21 protein-coding genes and 1 pseudogene are annotated in these 26,325 nt (G+C 50.4%); 5 read left to right on the top strand and 17 right to left on the bottom strand.

Translation table 11 applies throughout. From position 1 onward, the window contains the following. Positions 1-2: 2 nt before the first annotated feature. The 3 genes from UNDYM_RS10800 to UNDYM_RS10790 are packed head-to-tail and all read right to left on the bottom strand — an operon-like array spanning position 3 to position 5,300. Positions 3-2,396: a bifunctional salicylyl-CoA 5-hydroxylase/oxidoreductase gene (locus UNDYM_RS10800; protein ID WP_162041036.1), complete on the bottom strand. Its 2,394-nt coding sequence runs from the start codon at positions 2,394-2,396 to the stop codon at positions 3-5. A gap of 42 nt (positions 2,397-2,438) precedes the next feature. Continuing rightward, positions 2,439-3,641: an ABC transporter substrate-binding protein gene (locus UNDYM_RS10795; RefSeq protein ID WP_162041035.1), complete on the bottom strand. Its 1,203-nt coding sequence runs from the start codon at positions 3,639-3,641 to the stop codon at positions 2,439-2,441. 24 nt (positions 3,642-3,665) lie between these two features. After that, the gene (locus tag UNDYM_RS10790) at positions 3,666-5,300 is read right to left on the bottom strand and encodes a benzoate-CoA ligase family protein (RefSeq protein WP_162041034.1); all 1,635 of its coding nucleotides are present in this window, start codon (positions 5,298-5,300) and stop codon (positions 3,666-3,668) included. A gap of 210 nt (positions 5,301-5,510) precedes the next feature. Between UNDYM_RS10790 and UNDYM_RS10785 the strand changes: the two genes are divergently transcribed. Genes UNDYM_RS10785 through UNDYM_RS10770 form a run of 4 tightly spaced genes read left to right on the top strand, consistent with a single transcriptional unit; the run spans position 5,511 to position 8,884 of the window. Then, positions 5,511-6,431: a branched-chain amino acid ABC transporter permease gene (locus tag UNDYM_RS10785; RefSeq protein ID WP_162041033.1), complete on the top strand. Its 921-nt coding sequence runs from the start codon at positions 5,511-5,513 to the stop codon at positions 6,429-6,431. A 10-nt stretch (positions 6,432-6,441) separates the two neighbouring features. Continuing rightward, the gene (locus UNDYM_RS10780; RefSeq protein ID WP_162041032.1) at positions 6,442-7,413 is read left to right on the top strand and encodes a branched-chain amino acid ABC transporter permease; all 972 of its coding nucleotides are present in this window, start codon (positions 6,442-6,444) and stop codon (positions 7,411-7,413) included. Further along, positions 7,410-8,177 (top strand): ABC transporter ATP-binding protein, encoded by a 768-nt coding sequence (locus UNDYM_RS10775; RefSeq protein WP_162041031.1) that lies wholly within the window; start codon positions 7,410-7,412, stop codon positions 8,175-8,177. The genes UNDYM_RS10780 and UNDYM_RS10775 overlap by 4 nt, the downstream gene beginning before the upstream one ends. Further along, positions 8,174-8,884 (top strand): ABC transporter ATP-binding protein, encoded by a 711-nt coding sequence (locus tag UNDYM_RS10770; protein ID WP_162041030.1) that lies wholly within the window; start codon positions 8,174-8,176, stop codon positions 8,882-8,884. The genes UNDYM_RS10775 and UNDYM_RS10770 overlap by 4 nt, the downstream gene beginning before the upstream one ends. Positions 8,885-8,893: 9 nt before the next feature. Here the strand turns inward: UNDYM_RS10770 and UNDYM_RS10765 are convergent, their stop codons facing one another. The 10 genes and pseudogenes from UNDYM_RS10765 to UNDYM_RS10720 all read right to left on the bottom strand — a co-directional run bounded on the left by UNDYM_RS10765 (position 8,894) and on the right by UNDYM_RS10720 (position 22,513). Further along, positions 8,894-10,006, bottom strand: coding sequence for a hypothetical protein (locus UNDYM_RS10765; RefSeq protein WP_162041029.1), 1,113 nt, complete (start codon positions 10,004-10,006; stop codon positions 8,894-8,896). 57 nt (positions 10,007-10,063) lie between these two features. After that, positions 10,064-12,451 carry a hypothetical protein gene (locus UNDYM_RS10760; RefSeq protein WP_162041028.1) on the bottom strand — a complete coding sequence of 796 codons (2,388 nt, stop codon included), beginning with the start codon at positions 12,449-12,451 and terminating at the stop codon, positions 10,064-10,066. A gap of 246 nt (positions 12,452-12,697) precedes the next feature. After that, positions 12,698-13,014 (bottom strand): annotated as a pseudogene (ftsB, locus tag UNDYM_RS10755) (cell division protein FtsB). A gap of 105 nt (positions 13,015-13,119) precedes the next feature. Further along, positions 13,120-14,403: a phosphopyruvate hydratase gene (gene eno, locus UNDYM_RS10750; protein ID WP_162041027.1), complete on the bottom strand. Its 1,284-nt coding sequence runs from the start codon at positions 14,401-14,403 to the stop codon at positions 13,120-13,122. Positions 14,404-14,858: 455 nt separating this feature from the next. Then, a complete protein-coding gene (locus UNDYM_RS10745; protein WP_162041026.1) occupies positions 14,859-16,502 on the bottom strand; it encodes a CTP synthase in 1,644 nt (547 codons plus the stop codon). Positions 16,503-16,613: 111 nt separating this feature from the next. Further along, positions 16,614-17,558 carry a lipid A deacylase LpxR family protein gene (locus tag UNDYM_RS10740; protein WP_232063953.1) on the bottom strand — a complete coding sequence of 315 codons (945 nt, stop codon included), beginning with the start codon at positions 17,556-17,558 and terminating at the stop codon, positions 16,614-16,616. Between the two features lie 19 nt (positions 17,559-17,577). After that, positions 17,578-18,393 (bottom strand): alpha/beta fold hydrolase, encoded by an 816-nt coding sequence (locus UNDYM_RS10735; RefSeq protein ID WP_162041025.1) that lies wholly within the window; start codon positions 18,391-18,393, stop codon positions 17,578-17,580. 16 nt (positions 18,394-18,409) lie between these two features. Then, entirely contained in the window at positions 18,410-20,842 is a 2,433-nt protein-coding gene (locus UNDYM_RS10730; RefSeq protein ID WP_232063948.1) for a DNA internalization-related competence protein ComEC/Rec2, read from the bottom strand. Positions 20,843-20,857: 15 nt separating this feature from the next. Next, the gene (locus tag UNDYM_RS10725) at positions 20,858-21,664 is read right to left on the bottom strand and encodes a TatD family hydrolase (protein ID WP_162041023.1); all 807 of its coding nucleotides are present in this window, start codon (positions 21,662-21,664) and stop codon (positions 20,858-20,860) included. A 48-nt stretch (positions 21,665-21,712) separates the two neighbouring features. Continuing rightward, positions 21,713-22,513 (bottom strand): hypothetical protein, encoded by an 801-nt coding sequence (locus tag UNDYM_RS10720; RefSeq protein ID WP_162041022.1) that lies wholly within the window; start codon positions 22,511-22,513, stop codon positions 21,713-21,715. Between the two features lie 129 nt (positions 22,514-22,642). Here UNDYM_RS10720 and UNDYM_RS10715 point away from each other — a divergent pair, with 129 nt between their 5' ends. After that, positions 22,643-23,389: a helix-turn-helix domain-containing protein gene (locus UNDYM_RS10715; RefSeq protein ID WP_162041021.1), complete on the top strand. Its 747-nt coding sequence runs from the start codon at positions 22,643-22,645 to the stop codon at positions 23,387-23,389. Between the two features lie 11 nt (positions 23,390-23,400). Here UNDYM_RS10715 and UNDYM_RS10710 read toward each other — a convergent pair whose 3' ends face one another. The 4 genes from UNDYM_RS10710 to UNDYM_RS10700 all read right to left on the bottom strand — a co-directional run bounded on the left by UNDYM_RS10710 (position 23,401) and on the right by UNDYM_RS10700 (position 26,239). Next, the gene (locus tag UNDYM_RS10710; protein ID WP_232063942.1) at positions 23,401-24,345 is read right to left on the bottom strand and encodes an N-acetylmuramoyl-L-alanine amidase-like domain-containing protein; all 945 of its coding nucleotides are present in this window, start codon (positions 24,343-24,345) and stop codon (positions 23,401-23,403) included. A gap of 126 nt (positions 24,346-24,471) precedes the next feature. Further along, a complete protein-coding gene (gene rraA, locus UNDYM_RS10705) occupies positions 24,472-24,966 on the bottom strand; it encodes a ribonuclease E activity regulator RraA (RefSeq protein ID WP_162041020.1) in 495 nt (164 codons plus the stop codon). Positions 24,967-25,010: 44 nt separating this feature from the next. Beyond that, positions 25,011-25,415 carry an MFS transporter gene (locus UNDYM_RS31340; protein WP_370529459.1) on the bottom strand — a complete coding sequence of 135 codons (405 nt, stop codon included), beginning with the start codon at positions 25,413-25,415 and terminating at the stop codon, positions 25,011-25,013. Beyond that, entirely contained in the window at positions 25,325-26,239 is a 915-nt protein-coding gene (locus tag UNDYM_RS10700; RefSeq protein ID WP_370529458.1) for an MFS transporter, read from the bottom strand. The genes UNDYM_RS31340 and UNDYM_RS10700 overlap by 91 nt, the downstream gene beginning before the upstream one ends. Positions 26,240-26,325 lie beyond the last annotated feature (86 nt).

The following is a 26,325-nucleotide window of genomic DNA, read 5'->3' as shown; positions in this document are numbered from 1 at the left end:
GCTCATCCTTCCAGCAATTTGGCGGCAACTTGCTGTGGTGTCAGGCCAGCGCTGGCTGCGGCAACCTGCCTGTCACGTTCAAGATTGCGTTCCAGCTGCATTTTTCCGGCGACATATTGCCTGGGCCAGGGCATATCATTGAAGCCCAGTTTGGCTGCTTCATGTAAGGTCCAGGCGGGGTCAGCCAGGTGCGGTCTGGCGATGGCGCACAAATCAGCACGGCCGGCAGCGATGATGCTGTTTGCATGATCCGCTTCAAAAATGGCACCAACTGCGATGGTAGGGATTTGTGCTTCGTTGCGTATGCGGTCAGCAAACGGCGTCTGAAACATGCGGCCATAGACAGGTTTCTCCTGTTTGCTGACTTGACCGGATGAGCAATCTATCATGTCGGCACCCGCTGCCTTGAACAGGCGGGCAATGGCAACTGCATCATCTGGCGTAATGCCGCCCTCTACCCAGTCATGCGCAGAGATACGCACTGAGATCGGTTTATCCGCAGGCCAGACAGCGCGTACGGCGGCAAATACTTCCAGCGGATAACGGCAACGGCTTTCCAGCGAACCACCGTATTCATCTTCACGCTGATTGGTCAGTGGCGAAATGAAGCTTGATAGCAGGTAACCGTGAGCACAATGCAGTTCCAGCCAGTCAAAGCCTGCTTCCGCTGCTGCCCTGGTCGCCTGGACAAAATCATCCTGTATGCGTTGCATGTCTGCTTTTGTCGCAGCACGTGCAACTTGCGAAATGCCAGGCAGGTATTGTTGCTCTGACGCTGAGACCAATGGCCAGTTGCCTTCTTTCAATGGCTGATCCGTCCCTTCCCAGGCCACGCAGGTAGAACCTTTGGCACCAGCATGGCCGAGCTGCACCGCAATCTTTGCATCGGTGTTGGCATGAACAAAATCAACGATACGCTTCCAGGCTTGTGTATGTTCAGGTGCATACAGCCCTGGGCAAGCTGGCGTGATACGTGCATCGGCAGAGACGCAGGTCATCTCGGCAAATACCAGGCCGGCACCACCCATGGCCCGGCTACCCAGGTGCACGAGATGATAATCACCGGCCACGCCATCGACCGCTGAGTATTGCGCCATGGGTGAGACGACTATGCGGTTTTTCAATACCACATTGCGCAGCTTGTAGGGCGTCAACATAGGTGGAATCGCTATTTTTGTTTTGGGCACAGGCAGGCCAGCCTTGGCATACGCCTGTTCTGCTATCCATTGCTCAAAGCTGCGTACATAGCCAGCATCCCTTACCCGCAGGTTTTCATGCGACAGACGCTGGCTGCGTGTCAGCATGGAATAGGCAAACTGTGGCGCTTCCATGGCGGTATAGCGTTGGACGTTTTCAAACCATTCCATGGAATTGCGGGCTGCGCTCTGTATCTTCAAGACCTCTATGGAACGCAAATCCTGATAGGCTTCCAGCACGGCATCCATGCCTTGCTCGCCATGTTTTTCGAAACTGCGCGCCAGTTCTATCGCATCTTCCAAAGCCAGCTTGGTACCAGAACCTATGGAAAAATGTGCGGTATGGGCTGCGTCCCCCATCAAAACTACGGGCACGCGTTTATTATTTAACTGGTTCCAGTGCACCCAGTTCTTGCAGATAATGCGTGGGAACTTGATCCAGTTTGCCGAGCCGCGCAAATGCGTGGCATTTGACATCAGGGCACTGCCATCAAGGTATTTGGCGAACAGGTTTTCACAAAATGCGATGGCCTCTTCCTGGCTCATTTTATCTATGCCAGCCTTGATCCATGTCTTTTCCGGCGTCTCGACGATAAAGGTCGCCGTATCGCCATCATATTGATAGGCATGCGCCTGGAACCAGCCATGCTCGGTTTCTTCAAAGGCAAAGGTAAAAGCCGAGAACAGTTTTTTTGTACCCAGCCAGACGAAACGGCATTTGCGGGTATCAATATCGGGCTGATAGCTTTGCTCGTAACGAGTGCGCACACGACTATTCAGGCCGTCGCAGGCAATGACAAGGTCGGCATCATATTCCAGCGCCAATGCCTGATCGTCTGTCACATCGGTTTCAAACACCAGCCTGACATCCAGCTCTTCACAACGCTCTTGCAGGATATTCAGCAAACGCTTGCGGCCTATGCCGCAAAAACCGTGGCCACCGGAGCTAACGACCTGCCCCTTGAAATGCGTGTCGATATCGTCCCAGTGATTAAAGGACTGCAAGATGGAACGGGCCGTCTGTTCATCTGCATTCACCAGATTGCCCAGGGTCTGGTCAGAAAACACCACACCCCAGCCAAAGGTATCGTAAGCGCGATTGCGTTCAACGATGGTGATCTGGTGTGCCGGGTTTTGTTTTTTCATCAGCAGGCTGAAGTACAGGCCAGCCGGACCACCACCTATGCATAGGATGTTCATTTAATTACCTTGGAAATTATTTTTACTTGATCAATCACTGTCTTATTGCATTTTGCAAGAGGCTACATAAGCGTCAGGGTGATTGGTAAATACGGCGCTAAGGGTTTTATTCGTCACCCTGCCCTGACCATCCTTGCTGATGATGCGCGCATAGTAATTTTGCACAGGGTAGTGATTGCTGTTGAACTTGAAGTCACCACGCACAGATTTGAAGTTGGCGGCCTTGATGGCCTTGCCCAGCGCATCCTTGTCTTCTATCTTGCCCTTGACACCGCGCACTGCGCTATCCATCAACATGGCAGCGTCATAGCCTTGCGATGCATACAGTGATGGCAAGCGGCCATATTCTTTCTGGAAGTCTGCTACAAAACGTTTGTTTTGTGGATTATCCATATCATGCCCCCACTGCGATGCATTGAACATGCCCAGCATGGGTGCGCCTACTGCCTTGATGATGTCTTCATCAGCGGAAAAGCCGGGGCCAAAGAGTTGGGTATTCTTGGATAAACCGGCATCCACAAACTGCTTGATGAAATTGATACCCATGCCACCTGGCAGGAATATATACACGGCATCGGGCTTCAGACCACGTATCTGCGCCAACTCCGTCGCATAATCAAGCTGCCCCAGTTTGGTATAGATTTCTTCGGCAACCTTGCCCTTGTAATAGCGCTTGAAACCAGTCAGCGCGTCTTTACCTGCAGGGTAATTAGGTGCCACCAACGCGACATTCTTAAAACCCTTGTCATTGACTTGTTTGCCAACAGCTTCATGCAGGCTGTCGTTTTGCCAGGCCACATTAAAGAAGTAAGGATTACATTGCTCACCCGCATATTGCGAAGGGCCAGCATTGGCACTGATGTAATGCACCTTGGCACCAAAAATAGTTGGCCCTACTGCCAGCATCAGATTGGAAAACACGATGCCTGTCATCAAATCGACCTTGTCTTTCTTGATGAGCTTGTCCACCAACTGCTTGGTCGCGTCAGGGTTTTGCTGATCATCACCCGTAATGACTTCTACTGGCAAATTGCCGAATTTATTGTCCAGATGTTTCATCGCGAGGGAAAAGCCATCGCGTATATCAACACCCAGGCCTGCACCCGCACCAGACAAGGTGGTGACCATGCCTACTTTGACTTTGTCTGCGGCAAAAGCATGGTTCGCATTGGTTGCAGCAATACTGGACAACAATAAACACAGCAAGGTCTTTTTCACGAACGTCTCCTTCGGGTTAATGGGCATGGGCGAATATATTCAAACGTTATTTTAGCTGGCAGCAGGCGTACGCAATTTATAGCGCTGCAGTTTGCCGGTCTCAGTTCTCGGCAAACTCGTCATGAATTCTATGGCACGCGGGTACTTGTAAGGGGCGATGTTATTCTTGACGAAATCCTGGATTTCCTTGCTCAGCTCTGCTGATGCCTGCGCACCGGCTTTCAAGACCACAAAGGCTTTGACGATCTGGCCGCGTTCTTCATCCGCCAGGCCGATGACTGCGCATTCAGACACTGCGGGGTGCTTCAGCAAGGCTTCCTCCACCTCAGGGCCTGCAATGTTATAGCCAGCAGAAATGATCATGTCGTCAGTGCGGGCGCGGTACCAGAAATAACCGTCGGCATCCATTTCATAGGCATCGCCAGTCAGGTTCCAGCCCTGATGCACATAATTTTTTTGCCTGTCATCTGCCAGGTAACGGCAACCTGTTGGCCCCTTGACTGCCAAACGACCAACCACGCCAGGGCCAGCCATGTTGCCATGCTCATCAAATATGCATGCCTGGTAGCCGGGTATGGGCTTGCCGGTTGCCCCTGCCCGCGCCTCATCACCTGCGGCAGAAATAAAAATATGAAGCATCTCGGTCGCACCTATGCCATCTATCATGACCAGACCAGTCGCCTGACGCCAGGCTTCACGGGTTGCAGCAGGCAAGGCCTCACCGGCAGAAACAGTTTTCTTGAGACTGGATAGATCAAAATTCTTTGCCAGCGTGGCCATCTGGCGATAAAAGGTAGGCGCTGTAAAACAGACAGTAGCCTTGAATTCGTCTATGGCTTTCAGCAGGGATTCTGGCGTCAGTTTTTCCAGCAGCACCGCAGTTGCACCTACGCGCAAGGGAAACAGCAGCAAACCACCAAGGCCAAAAGTAAACGCCAGTGGTGGCGTGCCTATGAAAATATCACTTTGTGCAGACTGCAAGGTTGAACGTGGGAAGCAATCGCAGATCGCCAGCACATCCCTGTGGAAATGCATGGTGCCTTTGGGCATGCCAGTCGTACCAGAAGTAAAACTGATGAGACAGACATCTTCGGCCAGGGTATCGACGGCTGCAAATTCAGCTGACTTGCCAGCCATCAGTGCTTCCAGGCCATCATCACCCTGATGATTGAAGTACATCACCTGCGTCAATATGGGATTAGCCTGCACTGCAAGCTCCATCTCTTCACGCAGATTTTCTGAGCAAAGGGCGGCTGCAATTTCAGCTTTGTTGGCGATCACGCCTAATTCCTTGGCGCGTAGCAATGGCATGGTAGGCACGGCTATACAACCCGCCTTGATGACAGCCAGTACACTGGCAGCCATCATGGGATTATTGGCACCGCGCAACAATACCCGGTTACCGGGCTGTAAATGCATATCTTCCAGCAAGACATGGGCAATACGATTGACGGTAGCCAACAGATGGGAGTAAGTCCAGCTTTCTGTCTGACTGCGGATGGCAATGCTGTCGGCATGACCAGTTGCGCACATCTTGTCGAGCAAATCGGCGACACAATTCAGGCGTTCAGGGTATTGCAATTCAGGCAAAGAAAAAATCAGTTCCGGCCATTGCTCGCGCGACGGCAAGTGATCAAAAGCAAAGGTATCCAGATGGGCAGACCCTGGTAGCACAGTTGAATTCATTTCTTCTCCGGCTTTGGTACACAATGTAGATACAACAACCCCGAAAACACTAAACTACTTTAAACCTAAACTATTTTTAGGTAAAGTGTTTTTTCACATCAAAATTCAATTTTTCACAAAGAAAATATTTTCAATTGCGTCGCTTATAGTATATTTTAGGCCTAAAGTAATTTCACATCTGTACCACCATCAGCATTTAGGGATCAGGGGATGAATATCACTCTTTTGCTTGAACACGGCTTAAATGGCTTGCAGTTTGGCCTCATGCTTTTCCTGCTGGCAGCGGGCCTGACGCTGATCTTTGGCATCATGGACTTCATCAACCTGGCTCACGGTTCCCTGTATATGGCAGGTGCTTATTTCGCCGCCAGCTTTACTGGTATGACAGGTTCTTTCTGGCAGGGCCTGCTTGCAGCGGTGATAGCGACTGCGCTGCTGGGTGTGATACTGGAAGTAGTCGTCTTCCGGCATTTATACCAGCGCGATCATTTGTCCCATGTACTGGCGACTTTTGCATTGATACTGATCTTTAACGAAGGTGCACGCATGATCTGGGGTGCGCAACCGCTGATGCTGAATATTCCACCGCAGTTGTCACGGCCAGTGGAGTTGCTGCCTGACTTTTTTTATTCCTCTTTCCGTCTGTTCATCATTGCCACCGGGCTGGCTGTCGCTGGCCTACTGTATTTTGTGGTTACCAAAACCCGTGTAGGTATGCTGGTACGTGCCGGGGCATCGAACCGTGAAATGGCGATCACCATGGGTATCAATATCAAGCTGGTGTTTACATTGCTGTTTGCTTTTGGTGCAGCCCTTTGCGCCATCGCGGGCGCTCTGCTCGGCTCCATACTGGCAGTACAGGTGGGCATGGGTGAAAGTATCCTGATACTGGCGTTTGTGGTCATCGTCATTGGCGGCATAGGCTCGATACGCGGTGCACTGGTAGGTGCATTGCTGGTGGGGCTGGTTGATACCCTGAGTAAAACCTTGCTGCCTGGTGCACTGAAACTATTGATGCCGCTGGAGATGGCCGCGAACCTCGGCCCTGCCCTGGCGTCGATACTGATTTATGTATTGATGGCAGCCGTGCTGTTTTACAAACCCCAGGGTCTGTTCCCTGCTCGCGGCTGAGGGACTAATTATGCAAAGCAGCCTACATCACAGCATATCGCGCAAGTCCAGCACAGGCATCCTGCTCGTGCTGCTTGCCTTCCCCCTGCTGGCGACTTACTTCGCCCAGGAATTTTATATAGGCTTGTTAAGCCGCTTGATGATTTTTGCGCTGGTAGCCAGCAGCCTGAACCTGATACTCGGTTTTGGCGGCATGATCAGCCTGGGACATGCTGCTTTCTTTGGCAGTGGCGCCTATGTAGTGGGTATATTGATGCAGCATGGAGTCACGTCTGCCTGGATCAGCTGGCCAGTGGCGATGCTCACTGGCTTTGTGCTGGCACTGGCGATAGGCAGTGTCTCACTCAGGACGCGCGGTGTATATTTCATCATGATCACGCTGGCATTCGCGCAGATGCTGTACTTTTTGTTCGTATCACTGAAAAACTATGGCGGTGATGATGGCCTGAGCCTGGCACAACGCTCGGTGACTGGTTTGGACATGAGCAATGACAGCAATTTTTATTATCTGGTGCTGGCCATTAGTACCATATTTCTCTTCATCCTGTACCGACTTATCAACTCCCGTTTTGGTAGAGTGATACAAGCCATCAAGGAAAACGAAACCCGCATGGAAGCCATAGGTTACCCGGTGTTTCGCTACAAGCTGTTGTGTTTTGCAATTGCTGGCAGCATCGCCAGTCTGGCTGGTGCCCTGCTGGCAAACCAAAACATGCTGGTCAGTCCTAATCTTTTGCACTGGACACAATCCGGCAGCCTGATGGTAATGGTCATACTCGGCGGCGTGGGTTATCTGTCAGGCGGCATCCTGGGCGCTGTAGTGATGCTGATGCTGGAAGAGATACTGTCTGGATACACCATACACTGGCAATTGTATCTTGGCATCATCTTGCTACTGGTCGTCATGCTCTTACCAAATGGCCTGGCCAGCCTGCCGCAAAAATTCATGTCGGCGAAAAAACCTCAAGGGGATCAGGCATGAGCGTTTTACAGTTAAAAGGCCTGGTCAAACGTTATGGCGGGCTGCTCGCAACCAACAACCTGAGCCTGGATGTATTGCCTGGCGAGATACACGCCATCATAGGCCCGAATGGCGCAGGCAAGACTACGCTGATACATCAGATATCCGGTGCCATTGCGCCAAACCAGGGGCAAATCGTTTTCAATGGTGAGGATGTTACTGCCACCAGCATGCATGAGCGCGTCAAGCTAGGGTTGGCACGTTCTTACCAGATCACGAATATTTTCCAGTCATATACCGTTATCGATAACCTGAGCCTGGCAATACAAGCGCGCTCAGGCAGCAGCATGCGTTTCTGGCGCAAAGCGATAGATGAGCAGGCACTTTTTGAGGAAGCAAGACAACTCGCCAGTGACATAGGGTTGGCGGAAGTGGTCAACAGCAAAGCCTGTGAACTTGCGCATGGCGAACAACGTCAACTGGAACTCGGATTAACGCTGGCGACGCAACCAAAACTGCTTTTGCTGGACGAACCCATGGCAGGCACAGGACATGAAGAATCAGGCAAGATGCTGGAACTGATTGCCGCCCTGCGTGGCAAGGCAGCAGTCATCTTGATTGAACATGATATGGATGCCGTCTTCAAACTGGCTGACCGTATTTCTGTCCTGGTGGCAGGCTCCATCATCGCCACTGGCGCGGCAGAACAGATACGCCAGAACCCGGAAGTCAAGAAAGCCTATCTAGGTGATGAAATGGATATCGCACACAAGGAAGTCGCATGAAGACCATACTGGAAGTCGAGCATATCGCTACCGCCTATGGCCACAGCCAGGTCTTGTTTGGCATAGACCTGCAGATACGCCAAGGTGAAGTCGCCAGCCTGCTAGGCCGCAATGGCGCTGGCAAGACTACGACCTTGCGCTCGATACTGGGCCTGACACCGGCACATATGGGCCATATCAGTTTCATGGGCCAGCGCATAGAAAAAATGACGACGGATAAGATCGCCAGGATGGGCATAGCCCTGGTGCCGGAAGGCAGACAGATTTTCCCTAACCTGACCGTCAAGGAAAACCTGGTTGCCTTTGCAGCCAATCGCAATCAAAGCAAAACGCCATGGAGCCTAAAAGAAATTTACCAGCTATTCCCACGTCTGGCCGAGCGCGCCGGTAATATGGGTAATCAATTGTCTGGTGGTGAACAGCAGATGCTGGCCATCTCACGCGCCTTGATGACCAATCCGCATTTGCTGATACTGGATGAAGCGACGGAAGGCCTGTCACCGCTAGTGCGTGAAGAAATCTGGGCCTGCCTGCGGAAACTGCGCGATCAGGGGCAAACCACGCTGGTTATCGATAAATATGTAGAAAAACTCATACCCCTTGCCGACCAACACAGCATCATGGAACGCGGCAAGATAGTCTGGCATGGGAATAGCGACAGCCTCACACAATTACCCGAGACCTGGCAGAAATATGTAGGTGTTTAGAATTGGCATTTAAAATTGATAGCGTGCCTGCACACCCAAACCCAGTACTTTGGCACTACTCAAGTTCAGATTATCTGTCTGCAAATGCACACCCACGAATTGATTGCTCCAGCCTAGGCCCACTGATTTATAGCGCGTATTAAAGCTGGCATCAAAGCGGCCATAGGCAGAATGATTAGCGACACTCAACACAGGCAGATTGACGCCGTAAAAATGCTGTACTTGTGCGGCAAATTCCCATTGCTGGTTTTGGTAGGCGAGTCGCGCTGTATGTGTTTGTGGCACAGAGACTGAGCGCGTCCTTTGACGGTTGACGCCTTGTAGCAAAGGCTGATAGTTCAAATACCCCTTACTGTCATATTGCACAACGGCAGAGCTCAGGCTTTGCTGTAGCTCTGGCAAATTTTTCCAGGCAAAGCGGTTGTATGCATCTTCCAGTTGATATTGCATGCGCCATGCTGGATTGATTTGCCAATCCATGGCAAGGCTGGAGCTGTAACCCCTGGCTTCAGGCTCAAATTGCTGGAACAAATATTGGTAACGGCTATTCACATCCAGTTCGGTTGCAGAAAAACTGTAGTGCTGATTATCGACATAACTGGCCGCACCTGTTGCCTGCGTGGAGCGGTATTGCGGATTCATGTAATACACGACACTGGCAAAGAAGCGTGGCTGATATTCACCGCCAAATGCAAACCAACGCCCTGCCCGCACACCAAAGCCTGACCAGCTTTCCAGCTGTGCATCCAGCTGATAATTGACCGCTTGCTGTGGCAAACCAGCTTGCTTGTATGCTTTAACAAATGCCAGGGTGGATGAACTGGCTTTAAGCATGCCTTCCTGACGCGCTTCCAGACTCAAGCGCCACTCTTTATAACCCACGCCCAGCTCTGCCCGCAAACGGCGCAGGCTGACATTCTGACCATCTTTGGGAGAAAAATCTGTATTCCAGTTACCCTCGATTTTGCGGGTGGGCATGAAGTCTGACGCTTCCCACAAATCGATACTGGAAAATACCTGCCAGCCCTCATCACTCTTTTGTGGGGCAAGCACATCCAGAGCATATACCTGCTGAATCAGCGATGCGCAGAACAAGGAAAATATCAGACGGGATGAAAACATGGTTTACTCAAAAAAATAGCCCGCTGACATGCAGCGGGCCGTCAAACAATTTACAAACTATCGGATGGTTTCAAAGCTGCCATCAACATAGCTGATACGGCCTGCCTTGATATCCAGCCAGCCTACCTTGCTGCCATCCTTGAGGATGTCGGCAACTTCATTTTTGCCATACACGTCAAAAGAAACACCGGACGAGCTACTGACGCGCACAACGCGGGGCTTACCAGTACTCTCACTCATTTGCGCATTGATGACACTGCTGCCATCCAGATATTGCGCAAGTATGCTGCTACTGCCGAAGGCATCATTACTGCCTGTCACATTCAATTTTAATGGCGGGCGTTCTGGCACCTGCACCACGCCTGACAATGCTACTGCCTTGCGCACAAAATTATTTGCTGACTCAGGCTTGCTGCTATCAAAACTGCCGTAGGCAAAACGCTCTACCGTCAATTGTCCATTGAAAATCTCCAGTGCATTTGCAAGGCCTGTGGCATTGCTGATGCTACCGATAAAATCTATACGGTTAGGCTGATAGCTGAGGCCATTCTTGTCGGCAGATGCATTGCCGATTTTAATTTCACCATGCACTTTGCTATTACCAGCTTCAGCCGTAATCGCCAGATTGAATTCTTTGATGCCATTTTTTTGCAGATTACCTTTGTAATTCAAGGCAACAATTGCATAAGAACCTTTATCCAGCGACAGGCGTGAACTTACCTGATCTTTGACATAAGATTTAAGCTCACCACTGAAGTCATAGCGGAAATTGCCATCGACAGTTTGATTGCGGTCTGTACGAAGACTCCAGCGTTCAAAATCTGAAATCAATTGACCAGCGCTATTCGTACGTGGCGGCATCTTGCCTTCAACCGTGAAGGCATATAGCTTGTTGCCTTCCATGGCAATACTCATCTGACCAGTGTATGCATCATTTGAATTGCCATACGTGGCAACTACGTCTGCAGGATTAACTGGTCTTCTCAGGAAATCATTCTTTCCTTCATTCCAGACGAACACTGCTTTTTGCTGCACCAATTCAGATTTGTAGTTAAAACGGGTGACGTCATTTGCCACTGGTTCCAGCCAGATACGATCTACCAATTCTACCCAGTCAACCTGGTATTTGTAACCGTATTTATAGGTGCCCGGCAAAATGAAACGTGAAAAACGGCATTCTATGCCCGCCGCCTGCGCAGGTGTAGTTGCCACATTCAAGGCATCGCGCATGACAGTGCAATCGCCCAGATTGCCTATATTCTGATAACCACTCCACAATGCCGTTTGCCCATAAAACAGGCCATTGACCGCCGTTGCATTGGTCTGACCATTTCTGTATTTATTGAATTGATCTATACCTTCGGTGATGGTTTTGGACCAGATCAGCAAATCCTTATCCAAGGGTTGCGTCGCTTTTTCAAAGTCGGACTTGACAGCATTGAGGCGTAAATCCAGGCCACCATTTTGCTGTGAATTCGATACTGCATAGATGTTATTACGCAAGCTGCCAAATAATTGTTTGGTTGCAGCGATCTTGTCCTGTTCCGGCGCAGGTGCTGGCAAACTATTTGCAGTGAACGCACTGGTACCGGCCACAGAGTTTTTGCCTGATTTGTTGAGGTTTTCATCTTGTGCGACTTTTTCAAGGCTGGCACGCAAAGCAGCACGCACATCTTCGCGCAATACAAAATCATTGCCATCCAACCTGCCAGCAGAGGCGATTTGTTTTACCACGCAAGCTACGCGGCTACCCTGGCTTGCAGCATCGCAGGAAAATGCCTTGTCCAGCGCCAGTTGCGAAATGGCCGTCAAACTCAGGCCCTGAATTTTTTCATCAACATAAGTATCTTGCGATGACTCAGCCGTCGTGTGGATGACAGGCACCCTTTGCGGGTCAAAGCCCAGCAATGCCTGCACACCTGCCCTGGCCCTGTCTATATTGGACGAACTCAGGCCACCCGCTTTTTCTGCAAGCTGAACGATCAATTCCGTCAGCGGTGTAACGCTACCCCAATATACTGGCTCAGGACTGGCGCCCTGCTTGACAACACTGCGCAACTTCAAGTCTTCAGGAAAAGGCAGGTCTGCCTGGGTGGCTTCGTCATACATCATTGCACCGGGCACCCCACTTACTTCGATGAGAAAGCTGGTGACATTGCCAGGTACCGATATCGCATAGCTCCCGTCAGCGCCGGTAGTAGCTGTCGCAAAAGAACTGGCAGATTTATTACCGGACTGATCAAGACTAAAGGCTGATACGCGCGCGCCGATGATGCGCCCCTTTGCGACTATGCCGATGAATTGCCGGCCACTGTTACTGACAGCTACTGTAGCGCCGTTCGCGTTATTGCTGGCTGTACTAGCACCGCCGCTTCCACCGCCGCAAGCGCTGAGCAATGCTGACAATAAGACGGGAATAAAAAATTGATACTTGTTATTTTTCATGAAGTAATCGAAGTTTGAGCACAAATGCGCTCATGCATAAAAAGTACAAAATACAGCTGGCATCTAGGAAAATGCAATATCTGCAATTTTGTTACGAAATGTAAATGCAAAAAAGACTGGTGATTCTAACACCAGAATGCTGCTTGACCACATACAGGACGAACAAATATGTGGCTATATGTATATGGGATGTAAATGAGGTATAACTGAGGAAGCACAGCCACGTCAGGCTGACCATGAATACTGTCAGCGCTTGACCTGGTCAGGCTGTGCAGTCGTTGAAGCAGGTGAATTGGCATCTAGTATCTGCACGAAAATTTCATTTTTCTTGATCATGCCTAGCTCAAAACGGGCACGCTCTTCTACCGCGTCTGTACCTGTCTTTAAATCCTGGACTTCGGATTCGAGCTTGCCATTGCGTTCTTTTAATTTTTCGTTATTTCCTTTTACCTGCGCTACCTGCCTGTCCAACTCCCAGACACGCAACCACCCCCCTTACCCAACCACAGCGGGTATTGGATCAACATCAACAGGGCAGCAAAGGAAAGAGCTATCAAACGCACGGATAATTAAAGCAAAAAAATAAAAACAAAACCAATCTGTTTCCAAAAGCAGAGCTACAAGAAAAAGGGGAACCCAGTTCCCCTTTTTATTTGCACGATACCAGATTACTTCAGATTATAGAAGGCGTCGCGACCAGGATAACTGGCAATTTCGCCCAAATCTTCTTCAATACGCAGCAATTGGTTGTATTTTGCCATACGGTCAGAACGAGACAAAGAGCCGGTCTTGATTTGCAAGGCATTCGTACCAACGGCGATATCAGCGATAGTGCTGTCTTCTGTTTCACCGGAACGATGGGAAATAACGGCTGTATAACCAGCACGTTTTGCCATTTCGATCGCAGCAAAAGTTTCAGTCAAAGTACCGATCTGGTTAATCTTGATCAGGATGGAGTTGGCAATACCTTTTTGTATGCCTTCTTTCAGGATCTTGGTATTAGTGACGAACAAGTCATCACCAACGATCTGGACTTTCTTGCCCAGTTTTTCAGTCAGGATAGCCCAGCCATCCCAATCACCTTCAGCCATGCCGTCTTCGATGGAGATGATAGGATACTTATCTACCCATGTTGCCAGCAGGTTAGTAAAGTCAGCAGAAGACAAAGTCAGACCTTCACCTTCGAGGTGATATTTGCCGTCTTTGTAGAATTCACTGGCGGCGCAATCCAGGCCCAGGGCGATTTGCGTGCCTGGCTCGTAGCCAGCAGCTTCTATCGCCTGGATGATCAGCTTGATGGCGGCTTCATGGTTATCTACGGAAGGAGCAAAACCGCCTTCATCACCAACTGCTGTCGTCAAACCCTTGTCATGCAAAATCTTTTTCAGTGCGTGGAATACTTCAGCACCATAGCGAACTGCTTCGCGGAAAGTTGGTGCACCAACCGGAATAATCATAAACTCTTGCAAGTCCAGATTATTGTCAGCATGAGCACCGCCATTGATGACGTTCATCATAGGCACTGGCAATTGCATTGCGCCCGAACCACCGAAATAACGGTAAAGTGGCAGGCCCGCTTCTTCAGCAGCAGCCTTGGCGACAGCCATGGACACAGCCAGCATGGCATTTGCACCCAGGCGGCTCTTGTTTTCAGTACCATCCAGATCGATCAGGGTACGATCCAGGAATGCCTGCTCATTCGCATCCAGGCCCATGATGGCTTCGGCGATTTCGGTATTGATGTGTTCGCAGGCTTTCAGGACGCCCTTGCCCAGATAGCGGGACTTGTCGCCATCACGCAGTTCTATCGCTTCGCGGGAACCTGTGGATGCGCCAGAAGGCACGGCAGCACGGCCCATGACACCAGACTCCAGCAAGACATCACATTCAACAGTTGGGTTACCGCGCGAATCCAGAACTTCACGACCGATAATGTCAACGATGGCACTCATTCAATTCTCCTAAACAATCAAAATATCGAACAAAATATCTAACAAAATAATACGAATCTGATTTGTAAAACATCCACTGGCCGGATATGCCTGCAGACAAATAAAGCTGGAAGCTGTAATGAATTGATACAGCCAAAATGATGGTGCAGATGATACCCCATTACGGCGACACTTCAAGCCGGACAAAACTTTATTCTTGCGGCTTTTTACGCTGGTAAGCAAAAAAACCTTCACCACAGATCAAATCATGGAAAAGCAGGCTCAAAAAGCCAGGCATATCCCTGCCATGACCTTCTGCAGAGTATGCCAACAACATTCCCTCAGGCAACTACGTACCGTCTTGCAAAAAAGGCGAACCGCAAAAGTGGCTCGCCTTTTTAATCAGAATTTGCAGATAACAGACAAACCAGTGTTCAAACTACCCGGCTGGAGGTCTGCATCAAATCCCTTACATCTCATGCCTTGTTACCCTGCGCCTTTTTATGTTCTATCGCCGCCTTGGCGAAAGAGATAAACAAGGGATGGCCGTCACGCGGTGTCGATTTGAATTCAGGGTGATACTGCACACCCAGATACCATGGATGCACATCGCGTGGCAATTCCATGATTTCACACAAATCTTCAGTCGGCGTACGGGCAGATACTGTCAGACCAGCAGCCTCCACGCGCCCCAGGTAATGGTTATTGGCTTCATAGCGATGGCGATGACGCTCAGTCACGACATTGCCATAAATCTCAGAAGCGAGCGTACCGGGGCGAACTGCACAAGTCTGCGCTCCCAGGCGCATGGTGCCGCCGAGGTCAGAATTTTCATCGCGCGTTTCGACTTTACCATCATGGTTTTGCCATTCATTGATAAGAGCAACCACTGGCTGTTCTGTCTCAGCATCAAACTCTGTCGAATTTGCCATGGCCAGACCTGCCTTGTTACGTGCATATTCAATCAGGGCAACCTGCATACCCAGGCAAATGCCCAGGTAAGGTATTTTGTTTTCACGCGCATAACGGGCAGCCAGGATCTTACCTTCTACGCCACGCTTGCCGAAACCACCTGGCACCAGGATGGCATCGTATTTTTCCAGCGACTTGGTACCATGCGCTTCGATTTCTTCAGAATCCACGTATTCAATATTCACACGGCTTTCAGTATGGATACCGGCATGACGCAGGGCTTCTGTCAAAGACTTATACGACTCTGTCAGATCGACATATTTACCTACCATGCCGATAGTGACTTCTTCTTTCGGATTTTCCAGCGCATAGATCAATTTGTCCCACATCGCCAGATCAGCCGGTTTTGGTGACAAGCCCAGTTTATCGCAGACGATTTTATCCAAGCCCTGGTCGTGCAACATCTGTGGAATCTTATAGATGGTATCGGCATCCCAGACTGAGATCACGCCTTCTTCAGGTACGTTGGCAAACAAGGAAATCTTGGCGCGTTCATCATCAGGGATAGGACGGTCAGCACGGCATAACAAGGCATCCGGGAAAATACCGATTTCGCGCAGTTTTTGTACACTGTGTTGGGTAGGCTTGGTTTTCAATTCACCAGCAGCGGCAACATAAGGCACCAGTGTCAAATGCACGAAAGCGGCAGCATTGCGGCCAGCACGCAAACTCAATTGACGGGCAGCTTCAAGGAAAGGCAGGGACTCAATATCACCGACTGTGCCGCCAATCTCAACCAGGGCAACGTCAGCACCGGCTGCGCCACGGTGGATGAATTCCTGGATTTCATTAGTGATGTGCGGAATAACTTGCACAGTCTTGCCCAGGTATTCGCCACGGCGTTCTTTGCGGATAACGGATTCATAAATCTGGCCGGTGGTGAAATTATTCACCTTTTTCATTTTGGCCGTGATGAAACGCTCATAGTGACCCAGATCCAGATCAGTTTCAGCGCCGTCATCGGTCACGAAAACTTCGCCATGCTGGAATGGGCTCATGGTACCTGGATCCACATTGATGTAGGGATCAAGTTTGAGCATAGTGACTTTGAGACCGCGCGATTCAAGGATCGCAGCGAGAGAGGCAGCGGCAATACCCTTGCCTAAAGAGGAGACTACGCCCCCCGTAACGAATACAAACTTAGTCATTGCAGAAGGTGCCGAACGGCACAAGCGGGAAATTCGAATTATACATCACTAAGCCATGATGTGCGAGAATTCCCGCTCGCAATTAGCTTGAAAATTCAGGAATCAGCAGATTTACATTGCATAAATAAATTGCAATCTTGCAAAACTCTGTGCGCCCTGGCCATTGCTTAATTCCTTGATTTCATTGCTGCGGCGGATGAAAGATGCCGATGCACCGAAGTTTTCAGCACGCCATAAATAGCCTATTTCAAACTCGCCAATCAGGCTCTTTGGCTTGACTGCAGTAGTCTGATTACTAAAGTAACCGCCCTGTATGCTTGCATTGTAGGCAACGGCTTTGAGTTCCGTACGCAAGAAGCCATAACTGGCTGGCTGCTCCGGCAGTGCATTCAAGCTACCTGCCCGTATCATCAACTCGGCACTGGCATCAGTAAAGATATTGCCAAAACGGCCCTTCACACGCGGAGCAATATCTACATTGGACATGGTCACGATGCGGCCAGGCGAATATTCACCTGATAAGACTGCACCCCATTCATTGCGCAGTTGTGTACTCCAGCCTTGTGGCAAAGGCTGCTTCAGCAATCGGTGCAAATGCGTCTGCGTCCACTCGCCACCAGCGCAAGGGCCCAGGCATCCTATATCCAGACCCAGGCGCTGGCTGCTGCCATTGGCTTCATTCTTTTCACGATACACGCCTGCAAACAACCAGCCAGCGTAGGGATGATCAATTTTGGCGATCTGGTTTGGTGCCAGCTTGATGTCTGATGCTGTATATAGCTCCTGCCCCAGTCGCCAGCCATAAGTCAGTGCTTGTGTTGCGCTCCCTTTGGTAAAGCTTTGTCCTATTCTGTTACCGCTGGTGTAAAAACCATCATCCTTCTTCAGCAAGAGGCTGTCATTATCAATGTCCACTTGCCAGGTCGTCTTGCCAGTTTGCCGCACCTGAGTGAATTCATCCCAGGATGGCAAAGTCTCTTGTGCAAATACATTGGCAGTAAAAAGCATTGCTGCCAGTGAAGTGGAAAATTTCAATACAGGCTTGATTTGATTCATGTATTTATCACGATAGTGTTTATATGGAGCTTAGTTTCATGCTTTCCAGCATGTTCAGCACAGCAGCGGCTGTATGACCAGGCACTTCCATGGGGATCAGATGCCCACCAGGAATAAGAACGTAATTATCACCCATTAATTTTTTTGTCGCATGAGGGCCTGCCTGACGGCATTCTATGGACTCAGTCCCGCCTACAAAACCCACTGGCACATTGGGTGGACGTTTATTCAAACGGCCCAGGCCATGTGGCAGAGTACGGTAAATTGCCGTTTCCACTTCACGGGTAAAGCGCAGGGTGACGCCTTCAGCATGAGGTTTAAGTCCAGCTTTCATATAATCACGCAAGACTTCTGGCGGCCAGATCGCAAACATCTCCTTGGAGGCAAAGTGCTGATAAGCCTCTTCTTCATTTTTCCAAAGGTGACGTCGCCTTTCTGAAAAACGCGCAGGTGAAAACTTTTTGTCCAGCCCCAGGGACTTGAATATACGCAACAACATTGCCCGCCAACCTGAGACTACTGGCGAATCCAGCACCACTACGCAACGCACCAGGTCTGGCCTGGCCCTGGCGGCCATTAAAGACAAAATACCACCCAGCGAATGGCCCAGCAAAATCACAGGTTGCTGATAACTAGCCTGCAAGGTATCAATCAATTCCTGCACCAGGTTGCGCCAGCCATCTGTGACAGGATATGCCGGATCGTGACCGACCATGTCAGTGGCATGAACTTCATAGTCAGAGCGCAAATGATCGAGGAACATACGATAAGTCCCGGATGGAAAGCTATTGCCATGGACAAAATGGATGATGGGTTTTACGGTAGTCTCGTTCATAACTATAGGCATTGCATTACCGGTCAAACCAGTAACGCGCGTTTTCCTGTCTGAATTGTGAAGTTTTCAATGATGCGCCAAATTGTATGCTGATTGCACCCGATTCATCTGTTCTTAGACGTTTTATTCCAAAATCAGCATAGCGCTGGAAGACTTCTGGCTTGGGATGGTGGTAGCGGTTCAGGTAACCTACCTGGAAAATTGCCAGCTCTGGTTGCACCACTTTCAGGAAAGGTTCTGTTGAAGAGGTGCCACTGCCATGGTGGGGCGCAAGTAATATATCCGCTTTCAGTTTTTGCGGGATACTGTTCACCAATTCATCTTCCTGTATGGCCTCTATATCACCCGCCAGCAAGATGGAGTGCAGTTTGGTAGAGACTTTTAATACGCAGCTGCGGGCATTTGGCTTCCACTTCGTACTTTCATAACTGGCCGTGCCTGGTTGCAAGACCTCAAAATGCACACCATCCCAATCCCAGAATTGCCCGCCCACGCAACGCCAGTGCTGCTTTGCAGTTTGAACGATGGGACTATCCAGACTCAGGGACGTGCTTAGCAGACTTACTGGCAAATGCCTGAGTATGCTCAGCGCACCACCAGAATGGTCATTATCGTTATGGGAAATCATCATGACATCAAGCTCATTGATGCCCCTCGCATGCAGATAAGGCAAAATCACGCGGCTGCCGCTGTCTGACTCAGGCCCAAGGCTGGGGCCGCTGTCATACAGTAGCCTGTGATGTGCAGTCTCCAGCAATAAAGCCATACCCTGCCCTACATCCAGTGCCGTCACAGCCAACTCTCCCTCTGCTGGTCTTTGCGAAGTCTGCAATAACAATGGCAAGCAACAGACCAGCCCCAGCCAGCGCAAGGGCCAGGCTCTGGGAGCCAGGAGCCACAAGACACCGGCCATGGCCAACGCAAACAGCCAGAATGAGGGGATGGGCGCCGTCCACACTGCATAGGGCAAGGCACTGAAGTAAGTCAGGAAGCGCGCCAGAAAATCGACGAAGACATGAGCAATTTGCAGCAGCCATCCTGACAAGGGCGCAGGCAGGATGCTGCCAACCAGAGCCAGTGGAGTCACAACAAAGCTGACGAGGGGAATGGCAATTGCATTTGCCAGCGGGCTGATGAGGGATATCTGGCCAAATAAAAACATGGTCAGCGGGATCATACCCAGGGTCACTGCATATTGCATGAGGGATGCAGAGCGTAAAGAGGCGATGAGGCCAGCTGCACGGCTCCCCTCAGGTTTGTGGCGCTCTTGTCCACCGGTAGCAAAGACAATGACACCGACGGCCGCAAAGGATAACCAAAACCCCGCGGACAACACCGCCCACGGGTCTGCCAATACGACCAGTCCAAGCGCCAGGCTTAATACTGCAGAAAAACTGCTGATGCGCCCTGTCCATATCGCCACCGCTACCACGCTGAGCATGATCAATGTTCTTTGCGCTGGCAAACCAAATCCAGCCAGGGCAACATAGACCAATGCCATCAGCGCACCTGCCAGTGCTGCTGCTTTTTGCGCAGGCAAACGCAGGGGCAAAGAGAGATTGAGAAAGAAAGAGCGCCGCCAAAAGTAAAATACCAGGCCAGCAAACAAGCCTGCAACCATGGTGATATGCAAGCCGGAGATACTGATCAGATGACCTATGCCCACCCGGTTAAATATGGTCCAGTCAGACTGAGGAATTTCACGCTGATCACCAACCACCAGGGCAACCAGCACCCCGGTATAGGGCTGGCCGGGCAAAGCAGCGTGGATGCGGTCGCGTAACCTGGCGCGGCTGTATTCGACGACATTGTTGATGCTCCAGACAAAATCAGCCAGCTTGCGGTTATAGATAACGGCTTCCGGTTCAAATTTATCGAGCCTGACAGTACCAGTAGCACGTATACCCTGCTCCAGCAGCCATGCCTCATAATCAAAGCCAGCGAGTGGGTTGGCGTTGCCATGCGGGCGCTTCAGCCGTACTTTGAATTGCCAGCGTTCTCCTGGCTGGACTGTCGTCACCTGTCGCATATCGCTACCACGGTCGACACCATACCAGGACAATGCGACTTTGGATGGCCAATGTGCAATGCCAGTAAGATCACCGACACCATCAGCACGCACTTGCTCGACTGCGAAATTGAATCTTTGCCCTTGTTCAAACTGAAATGGCAGGCTGTCTATGGTGCCGGTTAATACCACATCCTGGTTTTCCCATTTTTTGGGTAACTCTTCGCGCATATAGAAATGTGCATAAGCGCTGGCCCAGACGAAGCCCAATAGAGCAGCAAGCGCAAAGCGCACGGGCAGATGCAACCAGGGTTCTGGTTTGTATTTAAGCAAAAGAAGAATGATGACTAGTGACGAAGCCACCAACAGCGCCAAAAAATTGTAACTCAATAGCTCTGCCTGCTGCTGCAAGATGGCGACACCAAACACCAATCCCAACATCACCGCCCGCACAGACTAGCCCCTTTGCATGCGTGGCATGATGTGCATGGCATTGGCGGTAGTTGCTTGCGCCACCTCAGCCAGACTCAGATGACGTAACTCCGCCAGCACGGCTCCTATCTTTGGCAACTGGGCTGGTGTATTCGCACCCTCTGGCAACCAGCTAGGCGGGATATCTGGCGCATCGGTTTCCAGCACGATGCTGGACAAGGGCAAGTCCGTTGCCAGCCTGCGTATTTGCAAGGCGCGCGTGAAAGTCATGGCGCCACCAAAGCCCAGCTTGAAACCCATGTCAATGAAGGTCTGTGCCTGCTGCACACTACCATTGAAAGCATGAGCAATGCCGCCTCTCACTTTGATGCGTCGCAAATGCTTGAGTATGATGTCTTGTGAACGTCTTACATGGAGTAGCACAGGCAAATCAAAATCCCTGGCTAGCTTCAGTTGTTCCGTATAGAAGTATTCCTGCTTTTCCTTCAAAGGGCTCTGTGTCAGTGCAGGTACAAAATAGTCGAGACCAATTTCGCCTATGGCAACCAATTTTTTGTGTGCATCTGCGCCAGCCATCAACTCACTTACTTTTTCACGCAGAAGTAGCAAGTCTTCTTCTTTTGAAGTTGGCACATACATGGGGTGTATGCCGAGGGCATAAAAACAATCAGGTCGCTGCTCGCCCAGCTGAATGACAGTGTCAAAATTGCTTTTGTGAACGGCAGGCACAACGATGGCCGAGACGCCTGCCTGCGCAGCAGCTTCGGCAACGGCCAGCGATGTGCCGCCAAACTCACTTGCATCCAGATGACAGTGGCTATCTATCCACATAATATCCACACATAGCTTCAAATCCAGGCTAATTGATTAATAGCCTGATTATGAAGCAGTTTGCCTGCGGACTACAATATTTTGAACGGTGGTTCTTGCTTGTACTTCCTTGTGAGCACGCCAGCGCCAGACTATCAGGCCAGCAGCCAGGGCTGCCAGCAAGTGCTTGAGACTGTGGCCGCTCATGAACTGGAGTTGCTGCAAAATCTGTCCATCCAGCATTTCAGTAATTTTTGCAATTACGTATAAAAACATCGCTGCACCAAATGCCAGGCGGTCTGCACGTTCTGCTTTCCATATCCATTGCCATAAAGGGATCAATACCAGAGTCAAACCCTGTATCAGCAAATAGGGACGCAAGTCACCTGTCTGCTGCCACCAGATCACCGACATCAAAGCCGCCATCAATAACAGCACCAGCTCCAAAAAGGCTTTGCGCGCATCCATACCTGGCAGACTATCTGCCCTGACTGCCGCCAGCAAACTGCAACAGGCAAAGGCAATGGGCAATCTATCCCAGAACAGGCGTGCATCGTCAGGTGCCAAATGGTAATAACTGGAACCCACGGTAGTAGCAGCGATACTGAGAGCAAAGACGCAATAAGCGGGGAATGCGACACCAACATCGCCCTTGCGATATTTCTCCAGCAAAAACCAGCCACCAACCATCGCCACCATCGCAAAACCAAGATTGGTCAGTACATCAATCACATGAGGTATACCCGCCCAGTCTGACTGGTCAGCAAAGTCATGATAATGCGCTAGCTGGGCAATCGGTCCATGCAGTAATAATGCCAGGGCTGCCAGCGCCGAAATCAGCAAAGGCAGCGTACGCAATCCAGCTTTCATTTTCTTCACCCATGTTTTAAGAGATAGGCAATTGTGAAGACAGGCAGCAAATAATGTAACTAATACTGGTAAAGTAGCACCACAGAACAATCGAAGTATTAAATCCCGCAACCTTGCGCATGCACAAACATGACTGAAATCCGGCAATTATTGAACAGCATCAAGCAGCAATTGAAGCTGCAAGGCAAAACATACAGGGATGTGGCTGTGGCACTGGATTTGTCCGAGGCCAGTATCAAGCGCCTCTTGAGTGCCGATAATGGCACCAATATGAGTATAGAGAGGCTGGCGCAAATCAGCCAGTTTCTGGGCTTTAGCCTGATGGAGATTACGCAGGAGGCAAATGCAAGCAACACCCGCATCCATAGCCTGAGCCCCGCGCAGGAAAAGGAATTGGTCTCTGACACAAAACTGTTGCTAGTGGCGGTTTGCGCCCTGAATCACTGGAAATTTGAAGAAATCCTGCACGTCTACCAACTCAGTGAAACAGAATGTCTGAGCAAACTCTTGCGCCTGGATAAATTATGCCTGATCAGCCTGATGCCAAATAATCGCATACGCCTGAATATCTCCAGGGATTTTGACTGGCTGCCACATGGCCCCATACGCCAATATTTCCACGACACAGGTATGGCAGATTTTCTGGATGCGCCGTTTAGTCATGAGTATGAGTCACAGCATTTCATACACGGCATGCTGACGGATGCCGCCGCTGAAAAATTCCAGGCTGAGATACGCCAACTGAGACAAAAACTGGCTGAGCTGCATACCGAGAGTTTGAGCAGTCCGCTCAAGAAAAGGCGCGGCACGGCGGTATTGCTGGCCATGCGCGAATGGGAGCCAGCCAGCTTCACTGCCCTGCGAAGAAAACTTTAGTGTAACTTAATTTACTGCGCCTGTTTGGGTCTGGGTAAAGTGACGGCACCGGGGATGACGATATCGTCGCGCAAACGCAAGAATTTAAAACCTAGCAAGCGACGTGGCTTGGCTTGCTTGCTGGTCCTGGTTCTTTCATTGGTACGGCTAATGAAAGTATCAAAGCTCTCTTCCTTGACCTGTGGTTCACCAGAGTTCAGAAAGTTGCGCTTGCCATTGGCGTCAACCACGACCAGGCCGACATGGGTAATCGATTGATATCCATCCTTGTCTGATACCACGTTCACAAAATCACCATCGCGCAACTGATCCAGTATAGCGCTTACCTTGTCGGCTTTGACATAGGCTTCATGGCTGGTTTGCACGGGGATAGTGGTTTCTTTATGGTGCTGCTCGCGCAGGAATTTTGCCCTGTCAACGACGATGTCATAGCTCGCCACTTTGTCTGAGCCAAAACCGGCACTGACATCTTTAAGCAACCAGGCATTATTGGTATTCCAATCGACTTCCGTGTAATGGTTGCGTGTCACCACACCTATCAAACCGTCTTTATAACGTATGCGTTGCAGGGTCCAGAAGAATTCTTCCCAGGAACTGCTTAAGGCCATCGCATAGGTATGTTCAGCAAACACCAAGCAATCGCTATGCGTCAGACTATACATGGGCAGGTTGTCATGCAGTTCAAAAGGGAATTCTCCCAGCAGGTTCAGCTTGTAGGGCTGGCCTATATTTTTTCTGGCAATCAAGGCGATACGCTGGCGCAGATCAGGTACGTTGGCGTGCAAAAATGCCAGGTACTGATCGACCTCCTGCGGTGTCATCTGGAAGATTTTCTTGCTCTGAAATGGCTCAGTACGCAGCCTGGCAGGGGCAGTGAGCTGCTTATCCTGAGCTTGAACAGGCCCAGTAATCATGGAAGCAGAGGCAAGGGCAAACACCAAAACGCGTAGAAACATAAGGGAACAGGATAAATGACGGGAGTCAGACTTTATACCATAGCCTGCCATGCATGCATCTAAAAAAGCAAAAACGCATACGGGCCTGCAGGCCGTATGCGTTAATATCATCCAGACCGGATCACACTACACCAGCGCGTGCCTGGCTACCAACACACCATCCACATCGGCATAAATCCAGTCGCCCGGCTTGATTGCCACACCCGCGATATTGATGCGTGCATCGCGCATGCCGCCGCCGTGTTTGGTAGCGCGCAAAGGCATGGCAGCCATGGCACGCACGCCTATATTGCAGGCGTTGATTTCATCAACATCCCGAATACAACCGTGCACGACTATGCCAACCCAGCCATTTTTTTCTGCGAGTGCCGCCAGATTGCCGCCAACAAGGGCGCAGCGGAAGCTGCCGCCGCCATCTATCACCAGGACATGCCCATTGCCTGGAGTTTCCAGCGTTTCCCTGACCAGTAAATTATCTTCAAACACCTTCAGCGTCACTGCCTGACCACTGAATTTAACTGCTGTGCCATAGCGCATGAAAATAGGTGGGATAACAGCCAGCTCATGCGTAGCAATCTTGTCTTCGTTAGCATCACAAATATCACAGGTAGCAAAGCTCATGATTTGTCCTCGTTAGTGTGGAACCCCATTCTAACCAGCAAACTTCAAACCGCCAATGCCCTGGTCCTGCTGCCGACATTGACGGCCGTCAATATTGCCAACACCTGGAAGAAACCAACGCAGATAAACACCCAGGATGGATGATGCGCATCCATGATGGCGCCAAAAATCAGCGGTGCGACCGCCAGGCCAGAATCCAGGCCTGAATAGACTATGCCATACACACGGCCAGTTGCATTTTTGGGTGCTGCAGCACGTATCATCAGATCGCGCGAAGGCCCGGCTACGCCGGAACCAAAGCCTATCGCCCCCATGAGCAAAATGGCGATACTGGCATTCACACCCCCGCTGGCGAGTATTAGCGAGAAAATACCAGCGAAGCTGAAGGCCAGCGTAATTGTCCTGTCATGATGACTGGTTCTGGCTGCCAGAAAACCACCCCACAGCATGCCCCCGCAGAAGCCAGCATGTAAAAGGTATAGGCAGTGGTGGCTGATCCTAGCGACATGTCATACATCTGACGCAAGCTGACCGATGAAAAACTTTGTATACCGCCCAGTGCCATGGCGATCATGAAGAAAAAACCAAAGCACATCCACACTGCAGGAATGCGCATGAAATCCATAGATCCCTCGGCGGCCTTTGCAGCATGCGCTGCGCTTTTATGCTGAACTATTTCGGTATGCAACAGCTCACGATAAAAGACCAGGATAGCCAGTACGGTAAAAGGCAGGAATGCTGCGCAAAACAAGGCAGTACGCCAGCTTGTCAGTCCGGCGATGGTCACCAAAAACACGGGTGCCGCTGCCCAACCGAGATTACCCGTGATGCCATGGACAGAGAATGCATAACCAAGCCGCTGGCTCGATACCTTCTTGTTGAGCAAGGTGTAGTCTGAAGGATGAAATACGCTATTCCCCACCCCAGCCAGCATGGAACCCATGAGCAGCATGCTGTAATTTTGCGACGTCGACAATACCAGGGCAGCAATGCCCAGAGAAGTGACACCAAAAAACAAGACTGCCCTGGCACCGACTTTATCAACAATAAAACCGGACAAGGCCTGACCTATGCCAGAAATCACAAAAAATACCGTCATCAGCAAACCCAGTTCAGCAAATGACAGGCTGAAGGCATCTTTAATCCAGGGGAATAAAGGGGCCAGTATCATGTGGAAGAAGTGGGAAATGCCATGCGCCAGGCCAACCAGACTGATAACCATGACATCTTTTTTAAGATTTTCCGGAGCTTGCGGTATTGCTGCTGCTGTCATTTGTAATCCTTTACTGTTTCCAATCACGCTTTGCATGGCAAAGCAAATACTCAGCAAACAGTGTATGCAAATTCGCCCAGTCTGAT

Source organism: Undibacterium sp. YM2 (assembly GCF_009937975.1).
Classification (GTDB): Bacteria; Pseudomonadota; Gammaproteobacteria; order Burkholderiales; family Burkholderiaceae_D; genus Undibacterium.
This window is presented reverse-complemented; position numbering and strand designations above follow the sequence as displayed.